This window comes from Cohnella sp. GCM10012308 (assembly GCF_042649185.1).
In the GTDB taxonomy this organism is placed as follows: domain Bacteria; phylum Bacillota; class Bacilli; order Paenibacillales; family Paenibacillaceae; genus Cohnella.
Window position 1 is genome coordinate 111,489 of sequence record NZ_JBHRYU010000025.1, and the last position, 19,091, is coordinate 130,579.

Sequence of the window (19,091 nt, forward strand, 5' to 3'; positions counted from 1 at the left end):
GGTACGCGCTCACGCCTTCACGGCGCCGGTGACCATGCCTTCGATGTAGTACTTCATGCCGAACAGAATGAGCAGGATCGTCGGCACGCTGCCGATGATATAGGCGGCGAAGGACAGCCCGATGTCCGTCCGTCCCGACCGGTTGAGTCCGACCGCGGCCATCGTGAACGTCTGGTGCTCCTGGCTCAGCACGATAAACGGCCACAGGTAATCGCTGTATACTGAAAGGAAAGTGACGATGGCGACGGTGACGAGAATCGGCAGGCTAAGCGGCAGCGCGATTCGGGAATAGACGTAGAACTCGCCGCCTCCGTCGATCCGTGCCGCCTCGAACAGCTCCTGAGGCAGCGACTCGTAAAAGGTGCGGCACAGCATGATGCCGAGCAGCTGCGTGCCCGCGATGTAGGGCAGAATGAGGCCCAGGTAGCTGTTCGTAAAGCCCAGGTTATTGATAATCGAGTAAAGCGGCACGATGTTGAGCAGCGAGGGAATCATCATGACGCCGATCAGCATCAGGTATAGCAAGCCGCGAAGCGGGAAGCGGTGCCGGGCGAAAACAAAGCCGGACAGCGAACCGAGCAGCACGGCGCCCAGTACGGTGACGAAGCAGACGTATAGCGAATGGCCGATGCTGGCTTTGACGGCGTTCCAGGCGGCCGAATAATTTTCCCATTTGAGCGCGGACGGCAGACCCCAGAAATCGACGAGAATCTCGATTTGGTCCTTGAAGGAAAAGTAGATCAGCAGTAAAAAGGGCACGAGCGTGGCGACGAGAAGCGCAACAAGCACGGCGGAGCCCGCCCATTTCGACAAGCGCGCGGTCATGGCAGGACCTCCTAGTAGTCGGTTTTGAGAAACTTCATATTAAATAGCGTCAGCGCGAGAATAACGAGGAACAACGAGACGCCGATCGCGGATCCGTAGCCGTACTGCGAGCTGCCGAACGCGGCGTTGTACATGATCATCGCCGGGTTGGTCGTCGCGACGCCCGGGCCGCCGCCCGTCATGACCATGATCTTGACGAAGTCTTGAAGGCTGCCGATGATCGTCAGAATGGTCACCACCTTGAATTGAGGCACAAGAAACGGCAGATGAATCCGGGTGAACACTTGCCAGCCGTTCGCGCCGTCGATCCGGGCCGCCTCGATCTGCTCCTGGCTCATGTTGCCGATCGCCGCGTAGAAGATCAGGAACGGAAGGCCGGCGATAAACGGAAAGTTGTAGAAGACGATGGCCCATAGCGCGGTGCTGTCTTCGCCAAGCCATGCGTGAACCCAGCTCTCCAGGCCTGCCAGCGTAAGTAGCTGGTTCAGCAGACCGTTGTTCGGGTCGTAAATGTTCTGCCACAGCAGGATCGTCACGATGCCGGGAAGCAGCATGGGCAAAATGAAGCCGGTTCGGAACGTATATTTGATCCTCGGCCCGCCGATCAAGAAGATCAGCTCCGCGGCGAGCAGCGGGAACACGATCGCTTTGACGACGTCCGTCAGCGTGTATATAACCTGGTTGACGGCGCCTGTCCGAAAGCTCGAATCGCTGAACATGGTCCGGAAGTTATGCAGGCCGGTCCACTTGGACTGCACGAGATTCCAATCGGTGAATGAATGGAAAAACGCGAGGATGACGGGATAGTAAAGGAAGACGACGATAAACAAAAAAGAGGGCAATAGAAATAAATAGGATAGCCCGTATCGTTTCCATCGCGCCGTATTCATGGCATCAGCTCCTTTGAAACGGGACTCGCGCCGGCCAAAGCGGCCGGGAGCGCCATCGGGCGCCCGCCGGACCGCTTGCGCGCGGGTTTAGGGGTTGGTCTTGGGATCGAGGTCGAATTTGTTGTCCGCGATGTACTTCTCGTTGGTCTTTTTCGTGTATTCCGCTTTCTTCTGCAGGAACTGCTCGAGCGTAATCTTGTCGTTGTAGTATTGCAGCTCGAGCGACTTCCCTTCGGCCGTGGCGTTGGGCTCGGCTGCCGGGTTGCCGTTGGCGATCTGGCCGATCGAACCGTTCATGTTGCCTGCGACCTTAAAGCCGTCCAGGTACGAATTGACGACATCGGGCAGCGTGACGCCCTTGACGAGACTCGGTCCCTGCACGAACTGGCCGGCGTCGATCGTCGTCGTGAACACCTTTTGCGCTTCCTCCGGCGAGTACAGGAATTGCAGGAAGTCTTCGGCGCGCGCGACCGTGTCGGCGTCCTTCTTGTTGGTGACGGCGATCTGGTGTCCGGGGACGAGGATGCCGCGCGGATCGCCCGGGAAGTTCGGATCGGCTTCCTTGAAGCCCGGGAACTTGAAGGTGCCCCATTCGAAGCCCTTGTCGCCCAGCGCCTGCTGATCCTTGAGGATCTGGCCGACTTGCCAGCTGCCGTTCCAGTAAGCGGCCGCCTTGCCCGAGATGAACAGCTGGTAAGCGTCGGCGTCCTTCATCGTCGCGTAGCCAGGCTGCAAATACGTGGACAACTGCTTAAGCGTGGACCAAATTTTCTGCTCCGCCGGCCCCACCGGATCGTATTTGCCCGACTTCCACAGCGCCATCGTGCGCTCTGCGTCGACGACCGCGCCGATGTCGAAGAACGGATCGTTCGGATCGTATTTGACTTTGCCGTTGATCGCTTCGACCTCCGGCGTGTTGCGGGCGTCGCCCGGCTGCACGAGGATGTCGGGAATCAGCGAACGGTTCGCCCAGTCCTCGAACGCGCCCACCATCCAGCCTTCGTAGTCGGAGCCGGTCGCTTGCGACATCGAGAGCGGAATGATCTTCTGATCCTTGAGCTTCTGCAGGTCGGCGAACAGGTCCTCCCAGGTTGCCGGCACCTCGGTAATGCCCGCCTTCGCGAACAAATCTTTGTTGTAATAGAAGCCCGTGCCGACGAGATCGAACGGCAGCATGAAGATGTCGCCGTCTGCAGTGTACGCGTACGGCCAGTAATCGCCGTTGATGCCGTCGTAAAGCGTCGTGCCGTTGTTGTAGGCATTGGGCGCCTTCACGAAATCGTTCAGCTTCAGGATGTAGCCTTTCTTCACGTTGTTGGCAGGCGTATCGCCGAGCAGGTTGGCGTGCACGATATCCGGCGCATCGTCGCCGCCTGCCGCCATTTTGGCCTGGAAGGAAGTCTGGTAGGTCGTATTGTCGGACACGATGTCGATCTTGACGGTCGTCTCCGGATGAAGCTTCTGGTAATCTTCCGCCGCCAGCTGGAGGCCTGCCGTATAGTAGTTGGTGATCGTGGAGAACACGATCGTCTTCTTGGCTTTGGGCTCGCCGGCCGTAGCGGAGGCCGATCCGGAGGCGGATACGGATGGCGACGTTCCTGCGTCCGAAGCCGAGGGCGAAGCGTTGCCGTTGTCTTTCGAGCCCGAGCAGGCGGAGAGTGATGCGACGGCGAGCGAGGAAGCGAGCAGCAAAGCCGTTTTTTGACGAACATTCATTTGTGAAGTTCCCCTTTCCAAATGAGTTTTTAATAAAACGTTTTTATACACCGGTGCCATACAGCGCTAAAATTCGAGAAAAAATGCTGCGATTACGGAATTCGTCTCCGTTGACGATATCCCCCGTGCTCGTTTTCCGCGCTGTAAGCCCTTTCTTTTTCCTTGCACATTCAGCATATCATTTTCCGCAACGTGTTCTCAACATTAAAATAAAACGTTTTTATTATTTAAAAAAACCGCGTCGCATAAGGATTTTCGAGTAAAACGACTATTAAAACGCCGCCAAAATCGGCATGCTTGGATGAATTCGATGCCTTAATTCGCATGATTTATGTTATATTGATAAAAACGTTTTTAGCGAGGTTGTAGCCGATGGTCACAATCAAAGATATTGCGCGGGAAGCCGGCGTCTCCATCTCGACCGTCTCGTTCGCGTTTAACGGCACGGCGCCCGTCGCTCCCGAGACGAAGGCGCGCATTATGGAAGTCATCAAGCGGCTGAACTATCAGCCGAATTCCGCGGCACGCGGACTCGTGACGCGCAAGACAAACAGCGTCTGTCTGTTCACGCCGCATCCCGCCACCGACTTCTTCTCCTTTTCCGGCAACAATGACTTCAACGGCCTGCTGCAGGGGATTGGCGAGGTGCTCGATCACAAGGATTACAACCTGCTGCTCGCTTGGGACAGTCTCGGCCATAAGACCAAGACACCCAAGCTCGTCAAGCTGATGCGCGAGCGGGCGATGGACGGCGTGCTGGTCTGCTTGCCCGAGCACGATTTTCAGACGATCGAGGAGTTGACCGAACAGAACTTCCCCGTCGTCATCGTAGGGAGCAACAGCCAAGCGAACCGCGTCAATTCGGTGGACGTGGACAATTACGAGATCTCGTATAAAAACACGCGCCATCTGCTCAGGCTCGGGCATCGCCGGGTCGCCTTCATCAGTCCCGGACCGCTCAATTACCTGGTATGCGAAGACCGGTACGAGGGCTTCAAGGACGCGATGGAGGAAGCGGGACTGCGGCTTAGGGACGACTATTTGTACATCGGCGACGAAAAGGAACAGAGCGGCTACAAGGCCGCGGAGCGCTTCCTGACGCTGAAGGAGCCGCCCACGGCACTCGTCGCGGGGCGGGATGCGCAAGCGGTCGGCGTCATCGACTACGCCCGGGCGCACGGCACCTCGGTGCCCGGCGACCTCGCGATCGTCAGCTTCGAGAACAGCGCCGCCGCCGTCAAGTACGGCATCTCCTCCGCCACGACCAATCTGTACGAGATCGGCAAGGAAGGCGCGCGTCTCATGCTGAAGCTGCTCGGCCGCAAAAAAGACCGTGCCCCGCAAAACGTCGTCATCCCCTCCGAACTGATCGTGCGCGAGAGCTGCGGTGGACGCGCGGTCGCTTCGGCAGGCGACGTGAAGGCGGAGACGGACGAGGCGTAAGCGTGTAAGTGAACCGTCAGGGACGATCGCAGATCGCTCTGACGGTCATTTTAGTTTGGCGGAAATCCGGAACGGGATTCGCGCGAGCAGCCGACTGCTGTTCCGCTGACATGGCCAACAGCCGTTCCGGTGGCGCGGCTGACAGCTGTCCCGGCGGCGCGGCTGACAGCCGTTCCGATGGAGCTGCCGACCGTAGCTCCCTCGCGTCGTTCTTTCGTCGCAAAGCCTGCAAATATACATCTATTTTTGCTGATGACGACCCTTTTTGGCATAAAAGATGAGAAAATGCAGTTATTTTCCTCCATCAGCCGGATTTCCGGCTCGTATTTGAAAATAACCTGCATATTTGCAGGTATTCCAACACCCGCCGTTTGTCGGCAGAAAATACATGTATAAATGCAGGTTTTCTACGCGTAAAACGCGTAAAGAAGCTCCGGCGCGCCAAAACCACGCTTCCCCGTCCACGATTCGCCGCCGTCCGAGTCAGGAAGCAAACGAAGACCTTTCCTCACTCTCGATCTCGATCTCAATTTATCACTGGTCCCGATCTTGCGGACTTGATTAATGAATTATAAAAAAAGAGATGAGACAGAGCGGCGCTCTGCTTCATCTCTTTTGCAGTAAACGTTGGTTAAGGACGTTGGCTAGCGGTTCGGGCATCAGTTGGAGCGTTGGCCAGGGACATCGATTAGGGTCGTTACTCAGCGGTTGGGACATCAGGTGGAGTGTTGGCCAGGAACATCGGTTAAGGACGTTGGCTAGCGGTTCTGGCATCAGGTGGAGCATCGGCCAAGGACATCGATTAGAGACGTTGGTTAGCGGTTCGGACATCAGCAGGTGGAGCGTCGGCCAGGGGCAACGGTTAGGGACGCAGCTTCGCCCGCTGCAGCCGCAGCGCGTTCAGCACGACGGACACCGAGCTCAGCGCCATCGCCGCGCCCGCGACCCACGGGGCGAGCAGGCCGAGCGCCGCGACCGGGATGCCGATCGTGTTGTAGCCGAGCGCCCAGAACAGGTTTTGACGGATATTGCGCATCGTAAGCCGGCTCATCTCGATCGCGTCCTGTATGCTCGCGAGATCGCCGCGCATGAGCGTCACGTCCGCCGCCTCCATCGCGACGTCCGTCCCCGTGCCGACCGCCATGCCGACGTCGGCCGTTGCGAGCGCGGGCGCGTCGTTAATGCCGTCGCCGACCATCGCCACCTTCCGGCCGGCCGCCTGCAGCTTTTTCACCTCTGCCGCCTTGCCCTCCGGCAGCACCTCCGCCAGTACGCGGGAGATGCCGACCTGGGCCGCGATCGCCGCTGCCGTGCGGGCGTTGTCCCCCGTAATCATGACGACCTCGATCCCCATGGCCTGTAGTCGGGCGACCGCCGCGGCGGAAGTGTCCTTCACCGTGTCCGCAACCGCAATCGTCCCTGCGTACAAGCCGTCGACCGCCGCGAGCATCGCCGTCTTGCCCGCTTCCTCCAAGCGCGTCATCGCCTCCGATGCCGCCGCGCCAATCGTCACGCCCTCCCGCTCCAGGAGACGGCGCGTGCCGACCAGTACCTGCCTGCCCTCCACGACCGCCCGCACGCCGTAGCCCGGCAGCGCCTCGAACGATTCGGCATCCGGCATCGCGATGCCGCGTTCGCGAATGCCCGCTACGATCGCTTCCGCAAGCGGATGCTCCGAATTTTTCTCCGCGGCGCCAACGAGACGCAGCAGCGGGCATGCCTTATCCCGTTCGCTCAGAGATGCTGCCTCTTGGCGGGGCTTATCCCGTTGGCTCAGGATGGCTGCCGTCTCCTGCCCGTCCTCATCCCCTTCGCTCACGATGGCTGCCGCATGCCGGGCCTTATCCCGTTCGCTCAGATATGCCTCCTTTTCCGCCGCCTCGTCTGCGACCCATACATCCGTCAACTCCGGCTTGCCCCTTGTGACGGTACCCGTTTTATCAAGCACGACCGTGTCGATGCCTTGCGTCATCTCCAGATGCTCGCCGCCCTTGAACAGGATGCCGAACTCGGCTGCCCGGCCGGAACCGGCCATGATCGAGGTCGGCGTCGCCAAACCAAGCGCGCAAGGACAAGCGATGACCAGAATCGCGATCGCCTTCTCCAGCGCCCCGGCAAATTCCCAAGGCTGCACGAACAAGTACCAAACGAGAAAAGCCGCGACCGCGATGCCGACCACGATCGGCACGAAGATGCCGGATATGACGTCCGCCACGCGCTGAATCGGCGCTTTGGAGCCTTGCGCCTCCTCGACGACTTTGACAATTTGCGCGAGCGCGGTGTCCTTGCCGACCTTGGTCGCCCGAATGCGCAGCCTGCCGTTCTTGTTGATCGTCGCGCCGATGACCGCGTCGCCCGCTCTTTTGCCGACCGGCAAGCTCTCCCCCGTCAGCATCGATTCGTCGACGGACGACTCGCCTTCGATCACTTCGCCGTCGACCGGCACCTTTTCGCCCGGACGGACCAGCACGACATCGCCGCGCACGACTTCCTCCACGGGAATCGCGAGCTCCGCGCCGTCTCTTACGACAAGCGCCGTTTTCGCCTGAAGGCCCATCAGCGACTTGATCGCCTCGGATGTGCGGCCTTTGGCCAGCCGCTCAAACCATTTGCCAAGCAGCACCAGCGTGATCAGGATCGCGCTCGTCTCGTAATACATCGACGGGGCGTGGTGAACGCCCATGCCTGAAGACGCCCAATCGATCGTCAGGTACAGACTGTAAAAATAAGCGGCCGAGGTCCCCAACGACACGAGGACGTCCATGTTGGCGCTGCCGTTGCGAAGCGCTTTGTAGGCGCCGACGTAGAAGCCGCGACCGATATAGAACTGCACGGGCGTCGCCAGCGCAAGCTGGAACCAGGGATTCATGAACAGCTCCGGCACATAGATCCAGGCGGTAAAGGAAAAGTGGCCGACCATGCTCCAGAGCAGAGGCAGCGACAATATGGCGGAAACCAGCAGCTTGCGCAGTTGCCGGCTGCGCTCGGCTGCGCGGCGATCCGCCTTCGCATCGTCTGCTTCTTCGCGTTTTGGCGTCGCCTTATAGCCGAGCTGCTCGACTTTATGCTGCATGTCGCCGACCGCAACCGCCCCTGGCACGTATTCGACCCGAGCCGTCTCCAGCGCCAAATTGACGGATGCGGCGCTGACGCCCGGAAGCTTGCCAAGCCCTTTTTCGATCCGGGCGGCACAGGCGGCGCAGGTCATGCCTTCGATCGAGAAGTCCACCGTCTCCTTAACGGTATCGTATCCCAGCTTGCGGATCGTATCCTCCATCGCGCCGACGCCGACGCGGGAAGGATCGTAGCTGACGCTCGCTTTTTCCAACGCAAAATTGACATTGGCCGCGGCGACGCCCTCGAGCTTGCCGAGGCCTTTCTCGATGCGGTTCGCGCAGGCTGCGCAAGTCATGCCCGTAATCGCCAGCGTCGTCTGCTCCGTATTTTTTGAGTTCATTTCCATGCGTACAATACCCCCCAACCCTATAATTTAATTCATAAGAAAACGGCGAATCCGCCGCAGAGTTAATTTACTTGATGAGCTTGTTCATCGTGGTCATCAATTCGGCCAGCACATCCGTGTCGCCCTCTTGAATCCGCTCGACGACGCAGCTCTTGAGATGATGCTCGAGCAGCAGCTTGCCTACGCCGTTCAGCGCCGATTGTACGGACGCAATCTGATTGAGCACGTCGTCGCAATAAGTATCCCGCTCGATCAGGCCTTTAATGCCCCGCACTTGGCCTTCGATGCGATTCAGCCTGCTGATCAGACTGCTCTTGACTTTATCCGAGTGGTGGCTTCTACGCTCTCCGCCTTCATGGTGGCAAGACTCCGCGTCGTCGCCCTCGGAGAGCGGCGCGTACGCTTCGGGATTAACGGTATCGCTCATGGTCGCAGCCCCCTTCTATTGCAGTAATTATACTCCCCCACCCTATGTAAAAGCAAGTGCAAATAGCCTAGAAGGTGGACGGTTAGATGAGTGGCGGCGCGGTGGGCTGAGCATTTCGTCGTGCAGGCGGGACATCGCCTGCACGATGGCGGCGGAGTCGTGGGTCGCGCTGTAATCTCGGCACGCTTTGCCGCTTTGCCGCGCATGCCGCGAATGCCAGTGCCCAGCCGGGCGATAACGGTATGCAATGCTGCTAAATGCCCGCGCGGGTTAGCTACCGTGCGCATAGCGGAACTTTTTGCCGTTAAGCCACTGCGCCCAGGGTGGTTACGGTGCGCATAGCGAAACTTTTTCCACTATGCGCCCGAGCCGACGCGGCTACCCGCTCAATAGAATCGCAGCCCCGCGTCGCGCGACTTCGGATCGCTCGAAGCGCGTACGACGAGCTGCGTCGGAATGACGAGCTTGCGCGCCGGCGAGCGTTTGTCCGCGATGATCTCCAGCAGCAGCTTAGTCGCCTCTGCGCCGATGTCGTACAGCGGCGCCTTCACGCTCGTGATGCCGTGATGCTCGGCAAGCGTCGTATTGTCGAAGCCAGTGACGGCCAGCTGCTCCGGCGTCCCGAGCCCCGCTTGCCTCGCCGCGGCGATTGCGCCAAGCGCCAGCATGTCGCGGCCCGCCACGATCGCCGTAGGCGGATGCGGCAGCGCGAGCAGCTCCGCGGCGATCCGGTAGCCGGTCTCCGCGCTGAAGTCGCCGACCCGCACGTACTCGGGGCGCAGCGGCTGACCGCCCAGCGTCATCGCCCGCTGGTAGCCGGTGAGCCGGTAGAAGCTCAGCATCGTGTCGAGCGGGCAAGGCGCGATAAAGGCGATGTCTTTATGTCCCAGCTCAATCAGATGCCGGGTCGCCATCTGCGCGCCGGCGATGTTGTCCATGTCGACCGAATGATAATCGGTCCGGTTGGACAGCTCCCCGAGCGTCACGAGCGGAACGTCGTTGTCCAGCAGCAAGCCGGGAATCGGATCGTCCACATGCGGGCTCGGGTAGATAACGCCGCCCATCGCGCCCGAGCCGATAATCTCGCGCTCGATGTCGGGCAATCGCTTGTTCCACAGCAGCGTCAAACGGCTGCCTGACTGGCGCAACTGCTCGCCGACCCCTCTCAGCAGATCGAGAAATGTCTCGTCGAGATTCATCCGGTCCTTATCCTCGAACGCCTCCGGCACGAACAGCGCGATTTCCATCGCGTTTCTGGACGGGACCGCGCTCCGGGCAGTCGCCCGATAGTTCAAGCGGGTGATCGCATCGCCGATTTTTTTTCTGGCCGCTTCGCTGACCGGCGCGCTCTCGTTTAAATAGTTGGACACGGTCGCCGGCGCGACGCCTGCTGCCTGCGCTACGTCCCTGATCGTCACCTTCAATGTCGGAACACCTCTTATTTTAAGCCATACCCACGCCTTCTCCCCATTTTAACACCGAGCCGTCTCTTGAACAATTTGACGATTATGTATTTTGTTTAATTAAACATCAATTAAATATCAATTGACGTTCTGCTAATTTTTAGATATGATCTCGGCGAAAGCGATTACAAGGAGGGAATGAATTGATGAAAAGAAAAGCAAGCCTGCGTGGATTGGCGCTGCTGTTGCTGCTGGCGGTCGCCTTTCCAACCAATGCGTTCGCGGTCGTGAGCGGCTCGACGTCGGCCGGCTGGAACGTGTTCGACCCGTCTTCGGGCGGCTCCTACAGGTACGGACCGTCGATGATCCTTAACGCGGACAACAGCATCGACATGTGGACCTGCGCTCCCGGCGCGGCCGGCGCCTGGGACTACATTCGCTACAAGCGCTCTCCCGACAACGGCGCGACTTGGGGCAGCGAGTCCATTGCCCTGCAGCCGACGGCCGGCGCGCGCGACGCCTACTCGGTATGCGATCCCGGCGTCGTCAAGTTCGGCGGCTACTACTACATGGGCTATACGTCCACGGAAAACGGCAACGGAACCGACAACGACATCTATGTAGCGCGGTCCGCAAGCGTTACCGGACCATGGGATAAGTGGAACGGCAGCGGCTGGGGCGGCTCGTCCCCGCAGCCGTTCATCGTCTTCGACGACGCGCCGATCGACACGTACGGCGCCGGCGAGCCCAGCTTCGTCGTCAAGGATTCCACGCTTTACATCTACTACACCTGGCTGAGCCGCGATCCGTCCACCGGCAAGCCGGTCAATCAGACGCGCGTGCGCACGGCCTCGACGACCAATGCCAACTGGCCGGGCAGCATGACGTATCAAGGCGTCGCAATTAACCGGGACTTGGACGGAGACGATTCCACCGACCACAAGTACGTCCCCTCGATGAACAAGTTTATCGCGATCGGCACGGCCAGAAGGTTCGGCCCTTTCGCCTACATCAAGCTGTACGAATCGGCGGACGGCATCACGTACAAGCCGGCCACCCTGCCTAAGAACTTCATCAGCGTCGCGGCCCACAACGCGGGCATCACCGGCAACGAGCTCGGACAATTCGATACGACGAAAAACAACCGGATCGCCTATGCCTACGGCACCGTGTGGGCTTACTGGTATACCGCGATGAATCCGATCACGCTGACCGACAGCGCGCTGCCCGCGGTGCCGATCATTAAAGCCGTAATCGCCGGCAACGGTCAGGCGACGCTGCATTTCCGCACGTCCGGCGTCGCGGGAGAGACGTACAAAGTCAAGTACGGTACCGCCAGCGGCAGTTATACGTCGACGTTGACCGGCATCTCCTCCAGCCCTTATACGGTCACCGGTCTGACGAACGGCACGCCTTACTACTTCACGGTCGTCGCAAGCAATGCGAGCGGAGACAGCGGCAACGCGCAGCAGGTAAGCGCCACGCCGCTTGCTTTGACGGCCAGCCCGCGCAGCGGCGTGACCGTATCCAGCCAGATCGCCGGCTGGGAGGCGTCCAAGGCGATCGACGCCGATCCGAACACGACCTGGTCGAGCGCAGGCCATTCGAGCAACGCCAGCACGGAGTGGGTCACGGTCGATACCGGCGCTTCGCGCATGATTCAACGCGTCACGCTGACGCCTCGGCAGACGAACGAGCTTTCGTATCCGAGCCAATTTAATATCCAGGTCAGCACGGACAACACAAACTGGGTGAATGCAGATTACGATATCCGTCAATATCGGATCGAGTCTCCGGCCCGGAACGTATACGATTTTAACGAGCCGCTCTACGGCAGGTACGTGCGTATCTACGCGACCGAGCTGGGTCATGACGAGAATCAGCCCTGGGGCTTTCAGCTTCAACTGGGAGACGTGAAGATCGAGGAGATTCCCTACGGCACCTCGCAGTCGTCCGCGATCGCGGGCTGGGAAGGCGCCAAGGTGCTGGACGACAACCAGACGACGGTATGGTCCAGCAGCGGCCATAGCGCGGCCGTATCGACAGAATGGCTCGCACTCGATCTGGGCGCGGCGAGAACCGTCGGTGCGCTCAAGGTGGCGCCTCGCATATCAGGGGTCGCCTTTCCCGTCGACTTCAAGTTCCAATCGAGCCTCGACGGCACGACATGGACGGATATCGCCGGCGCTTCGTATTCCGGATATGCCAACCCGGGCTCCGCGATGCAGACGTTTAAATTCGGCAACGGCGTCAACGCCCGGTACGTTCGCATGTACGCAACCAAGCTGAGTGCGGACGATCACGGCAACTACTACATGCAGATCGCCGACATGAGACCCGACACGCTGCCGTCGCGCACGCCAGCCTCCTCTTCCTCCATCGCAGGCTGGGAGACCGCAAAGGTTGCGGACGGACAGAACAATACGTACTGGTCGAGCGCTGGCCATACGTCGGCCGCCGCGACGGAATGGGTATCGATCGATACGGGCAACTTGCAGAGCTGGAGCGGACTGCGCATCCGTCCGCGTCCGGACGCCGGCTTCCCGGTCAACTTCAAGCTCCAATCGAGCGTCGACGGCACGAACTGGACCGATATCGTCGGTCATGATTACATTGATTACTACAATCCGAAAAGCACGACGCAAGTCTTCCCGTTCAGCAGTCTGGTGTCGGCCCGCTACTTCCGGATGTACGCGACCAAGCTGAGCGCCGATTCCTTCGGCAATTACTACATGCAGCTCGCCGAAATCATCGCCGATCGTTAAACAAAAGTCACTCAAAACAAAGTCACGCAAAACACACTCACGCAGAAACAGGCCCATGCGCATTGGCATGGGCCTGTTCGATGTCTCTCTCTAGCGTGCAAAAATCAACGGAACTTCGGCAGCCAGTCGCCGTGCGCTTCGATCAGGTCGTCGCACAACGAGACGATATCGTCCATAGACAGCTCGGCTGCGGTGTGCGGGTCGAGCAGCGCGGCGTGGTAAATGTGCTCTTTTTTGCCGGTCATCGCGGCTTCGACGGTGAGCAGTTGGGTGTTGATGTTAGTCCGGTTAAGCGCTGCGAGCTGCGGCGGCAGGTCCCCAACGTACGTCGGAGAGATACCCGAAGCATCCACGAGACACGGCACTTCGACGCAAGCTTCTCTTGGCAGGTTGGTGATCAGACCGGTGTTCATGACGTTGCCGCCGATCTTGAACGGCACGTTCGTCTCCATCGCGTCGAAAATGTAGGAGGCATATTCGTGCGAACGCTCATGCGACAGACTCGCGTTGTTCACGATGCTATCGCGCATCTCGCCCCACCGCTTGATCTGATCGATACAACGGCGCGGATACTCGTCGAGCGGGATGTTGAAGCGTTCGATCAGCTCCGGATAGTTTTTCTTGATAAAGTACGGGTGATACTCGGCGTTGTGCTCGCTCGACTCCGTCACATAGTAGCCGAACTTCAGCATCAGCTCGTAACGCACCATGTCGTGGTGCTTTTCCTTTTGCTTTTCCGCTGCGCGGCGCTTGATCTCCGGATACAGGTCGACGCCGTCCTTGGACACCTCGAGCAGCCATGCCATATGGTTGATGCCTGCGATGCGGGACTTGACGCCTTCCTTTTCCATGCCGAGCGCTTCGAAAAGGTGGTCGACGCACACCTGCACGCTGTGGCACAGGCCGACCGTTTTAACGCCGCCATGGGTGTTCATGACGTTGGTCAGCACGGCCATCGGATTCGTATAGTTCAGGAACCAGGCGTCCGGGCAAACCTCGCGGATGTCGCGCGCAAAATCGAGCATGACCGGAATCGTGCGCAGATTGCGGAAGATGCCGCCGATGCCCAGCGTGTCCGCGATCGTCTGGCGAAGCCCGTACTTCTTGGGCACCTCGAAGTCGGTGATCGTGCATGGATCGTAGCCGCCGACCTGGATCGCGTTGACGACGTATTTGGCGCCGCGCAGCGCTTCCTTGCGATCCGAATAGGCGACGATGCGGCACTTGCTGCCTGTCGAAGCCTGGATGTTGCGAAGCATGCTCTCGGATTCCTTCAGCCGCTCCGGATTAATATCGAACAGCGCCAGCTCGAAGCCCTGAAGCGAAGGCACTTGCATGCTGTCACCCAGTACATTTTTGACGAATACCGTACTGCCCGCTCCGAGGAACGTGATCTTGGACATGAGATATTAGCCTCCCTGATTCCCGGTAGTATTAAGCCTATCTGCGATTTATAATAAATAAAAAGCGCTTCCGGGAATATGGAACAATACGTTCAACTTATGGAATAATGTAGTCTATCATCTGGAGGGTAACTATGATGTCCAATCCGTTCAGCCGCACGTCCGTGCATCCGAATCCCCGCGCGTCAGGAACCTTGTCCGTCCTGTTCGCAGGATACTCGCAGACCGAGCCGGAGCACCGGATGGGACCGCAGAAGCTGGACCACTATCTGATTCACACGGTCGCCGAAGGCAAAGGGTGGTTCAAGTGCCGCGACCGGCACTACGATCTCGAGGAGGGCGATACCTTCGTTATTTTACCTGGGGAAATGTACGCCTACGAGTCGGACAAGGAGCGGCCGTGGCGGTATCGCTGGATCGCCTTCCGCGGGCCCGAAGCCGAGCGGTGGCTCGCCGCTGCGGGCGTCGATGCGCTGCATCCCGTCCTGCGCGGCGGCAGCGAAGATGCGCTGCGGGCGATCCGGGCAGTGGATAGCGCGTTTTCTAAAAAGAGCTGGACCGCAGATTGGGAAGCGGAGGGCTGGCTGCGTCTTGCGTTTGCGGCTTGGGCCAAGGCAAATCGCCCAGCGGGTCCTGCCGCCGGCGCCGAACCGCGCAGCCTGGCCGCCGTCGAAGCGGACCGGGCCGCGCGCTGGCTTCAGGCGCAGCAGTCGGATCCCTCCGTCACGATCGCGCGGATGGCCGCCGAGCTCGGCTACCACCGCACGCATCTGACGAAGCTGTTCAAGCGGGAGACGGGCATGACGCCCGTCGCCTACCTGCAGCAGCTGCGCATCGAGCGCGCCAGCTCGCTGCTCGCCGAGCCGCTCTCCGTCGAAGAGGTCGCCCTGTCCGTCGGGTACAGCGACCCGCTCTACTTTTCCAAGTCGTTTAAGAAAATGACCGGGCATACGCCTTCGGAATATCGGAAAATGGTTCGGGCAAGCGGTTAAACCGACTGGTTTGATCGATCATCCGGATGAATATAAAATGAAAGCATTGAATGGATTATGGCAACCAAGGAGCGAATCGCCATGTTCGAGCTGATCGATCAGAAGAAGTCATTATTGGATGCGAGACGTCCTTTCCCGGCGCACACGCTCCGTACGATTCACGAACATCTCGTAATCAACTGGACCTATCATTCAAACGCCATCGAAGGCAACACGCTTACGCTATCTGAAACAAAAATCGTTTTGGAAGGTTTGACCGTAGGCGGAAAAACGCTTAATGAACACTTCGAAGCCATTAATCATAAGGAAGCCATTCTTTACATAGAGGATCTGGTTCGACATCACGAACCGCTCTCGGAATGGCAGATCAAGTCCGTACATCGGTTAATCCTAAAAAACGTACATGACGAATTCGCTGGCGTGTATCGCATGGAAAACGTAATCATCGGAGGAGCAGCTCACATTCCGCCGGATTATAGTCAAGTTCCCGCCGAGATGAGCGAATTCGTCCACTGGACCAATGACAGCTCTCATGGTTTGCATCCGATTGCCAGAGCCGCGGTCGTTCACAGCGACTTTGTCAAAATCCATCCATTCGTAGACGGCAATGGGCGGACTGCCCGTCTTCTGTTAAATTTAGAATTGATGAAGGCGGGCTACCCGCCGATCGTAATCGAGAAAGAGCAGCGGCTCGCCTATTATGAAGCGCTCAACGAGGCCCATACGACGGGAACCCCCGATCGGTTTATTGCCTTTGTCGCACAGTCGATGGACCGTACGCTGGATTGGTATTTAAATTTAATCCGCTAACCAAAAACGGGCAGCCGCGCGTCCCTCGGACGATCATCGCGACTGCCCCGTTCCCTTTCCTATCCGATCGCCACTGCCGCTTCCTCGCCCGGCGCCGAATCGAGCACGATGGCATTGATGCCGTTCAGGAACGCCAGCGCGCTGGCCTTGATAATATCCGTGTCCATCGCCCGCCCGGCATACGTCTTGCCGTCGTACTCGAGCTGGATGTTCACCCGGCCGACCGCTTCTTCTCCTCTGGAGAGGCTGTTGATCTTATAGTGCTTTAGCCGCACCTCGAAGCCCGCCAGCTCGCGGATGACGCCGTACAGCGCATCGATCGGGCCGTCGCCTACCGCGCTGCCTTTGAGCGCTTCCGCGCCTCTGCGCAGCTTGACCGTGGCGGTCGGACACAGCTCGTTCGTGACGACCTGGAACGACTCCAGCTCGAACAGGCGCGCGGCGACCGCTTCGTCCTTGGGCTGCGCTTCCCGGTGCCCGTTCACGAGCGCGAACACGTCGTGATCGTACACCTCCTTGCGCGCGTCGGCGAGCGCCAGGAACTTCTCGAACAGCGCCTCAAAGTCGGCGTCGTCCTTCGGCTCGAAGCCCATGCGCGCCGCCGCGTGCTTGAACGCGTGCCGGCCGGACCGCGCCGTCAGCACGAGCTCCATGCTCTCGGCCCCGACCTCCTCCGGAGACATGATCTCGTACACGCGCTTATCTTTCAGCAAGCCGTCCTGGTGGATGCCGGAGGAGTGGGCAAACGCGTTTTCGCCCGTAATCGCCTTGTTGACCTGCACGTCGAGACCGGTCAGGTGCGTCAGCAACCTGGACGTCGGAAGCAGCTCAGTCGTGCGGATATTGGTGGCGCAGCCGAACAGCGCCTCCCGAACCTTCAGCGCCATGACGACCTCTTCGAGGGACGTGTTGCCGGCGCGCTCGCCCAGGCCGTTCACCGTAACTTCGACCTTGTCCGCGCCGCCCCGTATCGCGCTCAGCGTGTTCGCCGTCGCGAGGCCGAGATCGTTGTGGCAGTGAACGCTCAGGATGACGCGATCGTCGAGGTTTTTGAGCCGTTCGTTGATGCGCCGGATCAGCTCCCCGAATTCGTGCGGCTCCGCGTAGCCGACCGTATCCGGCACGTTGATCATCGTCGCGCCGGCCTTGACGACCGCCTCGATGGTGCGCCACAGATAGTCGAAATCGGACCTCGACGCGTCCTCGGTGGAATACTGCACGTGCGGCAGCAGCGTTTTGGCGTACCGGACGGCTTCGACGCCCATCTCCATGACCGCGTCCTTCGAACGGTTGAATTTTTTCTCGACGTGAATGTTCGACGTGCCGAGCACGATATGAATAAGCGGCTGGTCCGCTTCCCTGATGCTCTCGTAGACGGCGTCGATGTCGCTCTTGACGGCGCGCGCCAGCGCGGTCACCGACATCTGACGTCCTACCGCGCGGGTGACGGCTTGCACGGACTCGAAGTCGCCGCGGGACGATGCGGGAAATCCCGCCTCGACGATATCGACCTGCAGGCGCTCCAGCTGCCGGGCGAACTCGACCTTCTGTACGGCGTTCAATTTGGCTCCAGGCACCTGCTCCCCGTCCCTTAACGTCGTGTCCAATACGATAATTTTGCGGCTCATGGGATATCCCCCTCAGGTTTTATTATGGGAAATTTATGTGAAGCAGGCTCGTTTAAACCCGGAATTTAAACGACAAAAAACCCCGTCTCTGTTATAGAGACGGGGTTTAACCCGCGGTACCACTCTAATTCGTTTCCGGCATGCGGAAACAATCTCGTTCGATGGCCAACACCATCTATCCTTGTAACGGCGGAATCCCGGTTTACCCTACGTATCAGGCAACTGTTCATAGAGGAGTTCGATATGATCCGCGCTGCCGTTTCGCACCAACCAACGGCTCTCTGAAAGGCGTCTTCACATCTACTGGTTCTAATCAAGACATTTGGCTTATGAAGTTATCGGTAATTATAGGCCGCCCGAGAAGCGATTGTCAACAGGCATTTATCATGCCCTGTCCATCGCGTCTTGATTCGCCAAGCTGAATCGCGATGGGTCGGCTGACGTAGGCTGGTCGGTGGGCTGATCGGTGGTTGTCGGTGGCTGGTCAGTGGGCTGATCGGTGGGCTGATCGGTGGGCTGATCGGTGGGCTGATCGGTGGTTGTCGGTGGTTGTCGGTGGCTGGTCAGTGGGCTGATCGGTGGGCCGATCGGTGGGCTGATCGGTGGCTGGTCGGTAATAGTTGGACTATCGTCGCCTCGTCGTTCTTTCGCCGCAATGCCTGCAAATATACATCTTTTTGCGCCGAGATAGCCCCTTTCGGGCAAAAAAGATGCAAAAATGCATCCTTTTTCCTCCGACAGCTTAATTTTCGGCATATGCTTCGGATTTGCCTGCACATTCGGCTAGGCCCCCTAAAACTGGAGTCATACCCCACAATGATTCCAATTTCATAACGCAGCTCGTTATTTCGCGCGATTACACCGATCTGTAAAAGTCCGAAGCATCGTCCAATGTCTTGACCCATGCCGAAAATTCTGTTGGAGCCATGTTCTTTAAACTGCCGTGCATTTTGCGGTTGTTATAAAAGTCCATGAATTGGTCGAGCGCTTCATAAGCTTCCTCAAGCGTTAAGAATGTACGATTACTGAACAAACATTGCTCAAGAATGCTGTGGAACGATTCAATGTAGGCATTCATATTCGGTGTCCGTGGCGGGATCCGTTCATGGACCATCTCCCAGCACTCGCACATGTCTTGGAACAGCTTGCTGACGAACTGAGGGCCGTTGTCCGTGCGGATCACGGGCATCGCTTCACCTGGCTGAAGGCGCTGCTGCAGCGCGGTCCCGAGGGTCTGCACAGCGTGCTTGGCCTCGCAAGCAGTGCCCCGGTACTGCCCGACGACGACGCGGTCGAACACGTCGATGATGCTGAGTACGAAAAAGA

General features: G+C 58.9%; 14 protein-coding genes and 1 other annotated feature. Of the genes, 4 read left to right on the forward strand and 10 right to left on the reverse strand.

Annotated elements, in window-relative coordinates; all coding sequences use genetic code 11:
* Positions 1-9 precede the first annotated feature (9 nt).
* The 3 genes from ACFOTD_RS23440 to ACFOTD_RS23450 all read right to left on the reverse strand — a co-directional run bounded on the left by ACFOTD_RS23440 (position 10) and on the right by ACFOTD_RS23450 (position 3,431).
* Positions 10-825 (reverse strand): carbohydrate ABC transporter permease, encoded by an 816-nt coding sequence (locus ACFOTD_RS23440; RefSeq protein ID WP_378122359.1) that lies wholly within the window; start codon positions 823-825, stop codon positions 10-12.
* Between the two features lie 11 nt (positions 826-836).
* The gene (locus tag ACFOTD_RS23445; protein WP_378122361.1) at positions 837-1,715 is read right to left on the reverse strand and encodes a carbohydrate ABC transporter permease; all 879 of its coding nucleotides are present in this window, start codon (positions 1,713-1,715) and stop codon (positions 837-839) included.
* A gap of 87 nt (positions 1,716-1,802) precedes the next feature.
* A complete protein-coding gene (locus ACFOTD_RS23450) occupies positions 1,803-3,431 on the reverse strand; it encodes an ABC transporter substrate-binding protein (RefSeq protein WP_378122362.1) in 1,629 nt (542 codons plus the stop codon).
* Between the two features lie 372 nt (positions 3,432-3,803).
* Here ACFOTD_RS23450 and ACFOTD_RS23455 point away from each other — a divergent pair, with 372 nt between their 5' ends.
* Positions 3,804-4,874 (forward strand): LacI family DNA-binding transcriptional regulator, encoded by a 1,071-nt coding sequence (locus tag ACFOTD_RS23455; protein ID WP_378122363.1) that lies wholly within the window; start codon positions 3,804-3,806, stop codon positions 4,872-4,874.
* Between the two features lie 50 nt (positions 4,875-4,924).
* Here ACFOTD_RS23455 and ACFOTD_RS23460 read toward each other — a convergent pair whose 3' ends face one another.
* From ACFOTD_RS23460 to ACFOTD_RS23475, 4 genes are all read right to left on the reverse strand, one after another.
* Positions 4,925-5,218, reverse strand: coding sequence for a hypothetical protein (locus ACFOTD_RS23460; RefSeq protein ID WP_378122364.1), 294 nt, complete (start codon positions 5,216-5,218; stop codon positions 4,925-4,927).
* 518 nt (positions 5,219-5,736) lie between these two features.
* Positions 5,737-8,337, reverse strand: a complete 2,601-nt coding sequence (locus ACFOTD_RS23465; protein WP_378122365.1) for a heavy metal translocating P-type ATPase — start codon at positions 8,335-8,337, stop codon at positions 5,737-5,739.
* Positions 8,338-8,404: 67 nt separating this feature from the next.
* The gene (locus ACFOTD_RS23470) at positions 8,405-8,764 is read right to left on the reverse strand and encodes a metal-sensitive transcriptional regulator (protein ID WP_378122366.1); all 360 of its coding nucleotides are present in this window, start codon (positions 8,762-8,764) and stop codon (positions 8,405-8,407) included.
* 386 nt (positions 8,765-9,150) lie between these two features.
* Positions 9,151-10,182 carry a LacI family DNA-binding transcriptional regulator gene (locus ACFOTD_RS23475; RefSeq protein ID WP_378122376.1) on the reverse strand — a complete coding sequence of 344 codons (1,032 nt, stop codon included), beginning with the start codon at positions 10,180-10,182 and terminating at the stop codon, positions 9,151-9,153.
* 191 nt (positions 10,183-10,373) lie between these two features.
* Between ACFOTD_RS23475 and ACFOTD_RS23480 the strand changes: the two genes are divergently transcribed.
* Positions 10,374-12,932: a discoidin domain-containing protein gene (locus tag ACFOTD_RS23480; protein ID WP_378122367.1), complete on the forward strand. Its 2,559-nt coding sequence runs from the start codon at positions 10,374-10,376 to the stop codon at positions 12,930-12,932.
* Positions 12,933-13,036: 104 nt separating this feature from the next.
* On the opposite strand, the gene melA is transcribed toward ACFOTD_RS23480, so the two are convergent.
* Positions 13,037-14,335: an alpha-glucosidase/alpha-galactosidase gene (melA, locus tag ACFOTD_RS23485; RefSeq protein WP_378122368.1), complete on the reverse strand. Its 1,299-nt coding sequence runs from the start codon at positions 14,333-14,335 to the stop codon at positions 13,037-13,039.
* 134 nt (positions 14,336-14,469) lie between these two features.
* On the opposite strand from melA, the gene ACFOTD_RS23490 reads away from it, so the two are divergent.
* Together ACFOTD_RS23490 and ACFOTD_RS23495 are read left to right on the forward strand one after the other, a co-directional pair.
* Positions 14,470-15,327 carry a helix-turn-helix domain-containing protein gene (locus ACFOTD_RS23490; RefSeq protein WP_378122369.1) on the forward strand — a complete coding sequence of 286 codons (858 nt, stop codon included), beginning with the start codon at positions 14,470-14,472 and terminating at the stop codon, positions 15,325-15,327.
* Between the two features lie 81 nt (positions 15,328-15,408).
* Positions 15,409-16,137: a Fic family protein gene (locus ACFOTD_RS23495; RefSeq protein ID WP_378122370.1), complete on the forward strand. Its 729-nt coding sequence runs from the start codon at positions 15,409-15,411 to the stop codon at positions 16,135-16,137.
* A gap of 59 nt (positions 16,138-16,196) precedes the next feature.
* On the opposite strand, the gene ACFOTD_RS23500 is transcribed toward ACFOTD_RS23495, so the two are convergent.
* Both ACFOTD_RS23500 and ACFOTD_RS23505 read right to left on the reverse strand, forming a co-directional pair.
* Entirely contained in the window at positions 16,197-17,765 is a 1,569-nt protein-coding gene (locus ACFOTD_RS23500; protein WP_378122371.1) for a 2-isopropylmalate synthase, read from the reverse strand.
* A 92-nt stretch (positions 17,766-17,857) separates the two neighbouring features.
* Positions 17,858-18,091, reverse strand: a binding site (T-box leader).
* A 530-nt stretch (positions 18,092-18,621) separates the two neighbouring features.
* On the reverse strand, positions 18,622-19,091 hold a 470-nt coding region (locus ACFOTD_RS23505), incomplete at its 5' end, for an integrase core domain-containing protein (RefSeq protein ID WP_378122372.1).

Excerpts from the sequence above, each read along its gene's own strand:
- ACFOTD_RS23440 (WP_378122359.1), bottom strand. The coding sequence starts at position 825 with ATGACCGCGCGCTTGTCGAAATGGGCGGGCTCCGCCGTGCTTGTTGCG.
- ACFOTD_RS23460 (WP_378122364.1), bottom strand. The coding sequence starts at position 5,218 with ATGCAGGTTATTTTCAAATACGAGCCGGAAATCCGGCTGATGGAGGAA.
- ACFOTD_RS23450 (WP_378122362.1), bottom strand. The coding sequence starts at position 3,431 with ATGAATGTTCGTCAAAAAACGGCTTTGCTGCTCGCTTCCTCGCTCGCC.
- ACFOTD_RS23490 (WP_378122369.1), top strand. The coding sequence starts at position 14,470 with ATGATGTCCAATCCGTTCAGCCGCACGTCCGTGCATCCGAATCCCCGC.
- ACFOTD_RS23465 (WP_378122365.1), bottom strand. The coding sequence starts at position 8,337 with ATGGAAATGAACTCAAAAAATACGGAGCAGACGACGCTGGCGATTACG.
- ACFOTD_RS23495 (WP_378122370.1), top strand. The coding sequence starts at position 15,409 with ATGTTCGAGCTGATCGATCAGAAGAAGTCATTATTGGATGCGAGACGT.
- ACFOTD_RS23445 (WP_378122361.1), bottom strand. The coding sequence starts at position 1,715 with ATGAATACGGCGCGATGGAAACGATACGGGCTATCCTATTTATTTCTA.
- ACFOTD_RS23455 (WP_378122363.1), top strand. The coding sequence starts at position 3,804 with ATGGTCACAATCAAAGATATTGCGCGGGAAGCCGGCGTCTCCATCTCG.
- ACFOTD_RS23480 (WP_378122367.1), top strand. The coding sequence starts at position 10,374 with ATGAAAAGAAAAGCAAGCCTGCGTGGATTGGCGCTGCTGTTGCTGCTG.
- ACFOTD_RS23470 (WP_378122366.1), bottom strand. The coding sequence starts at position 8,764 with ATGAGCGATACCGTTAATCCCGAAGCGTACGCGCCGCTCTCCGAGGGC.
- melA (WP_378122368.1), bottom strand. The coding sequence starts at position 14,335 with ATGTCCAAGATCACGTTCCTCGGAGCGGGCAGTACGGTATTCGTCAAA.
- ACFOTD_RS23500 (WP_378122371.1), bottom strand. The coding sequence starts at position 17,765 with ATGAGCCGCAAAATTATCGTATTGGACACGACGTTAAGGGACGGGGAG.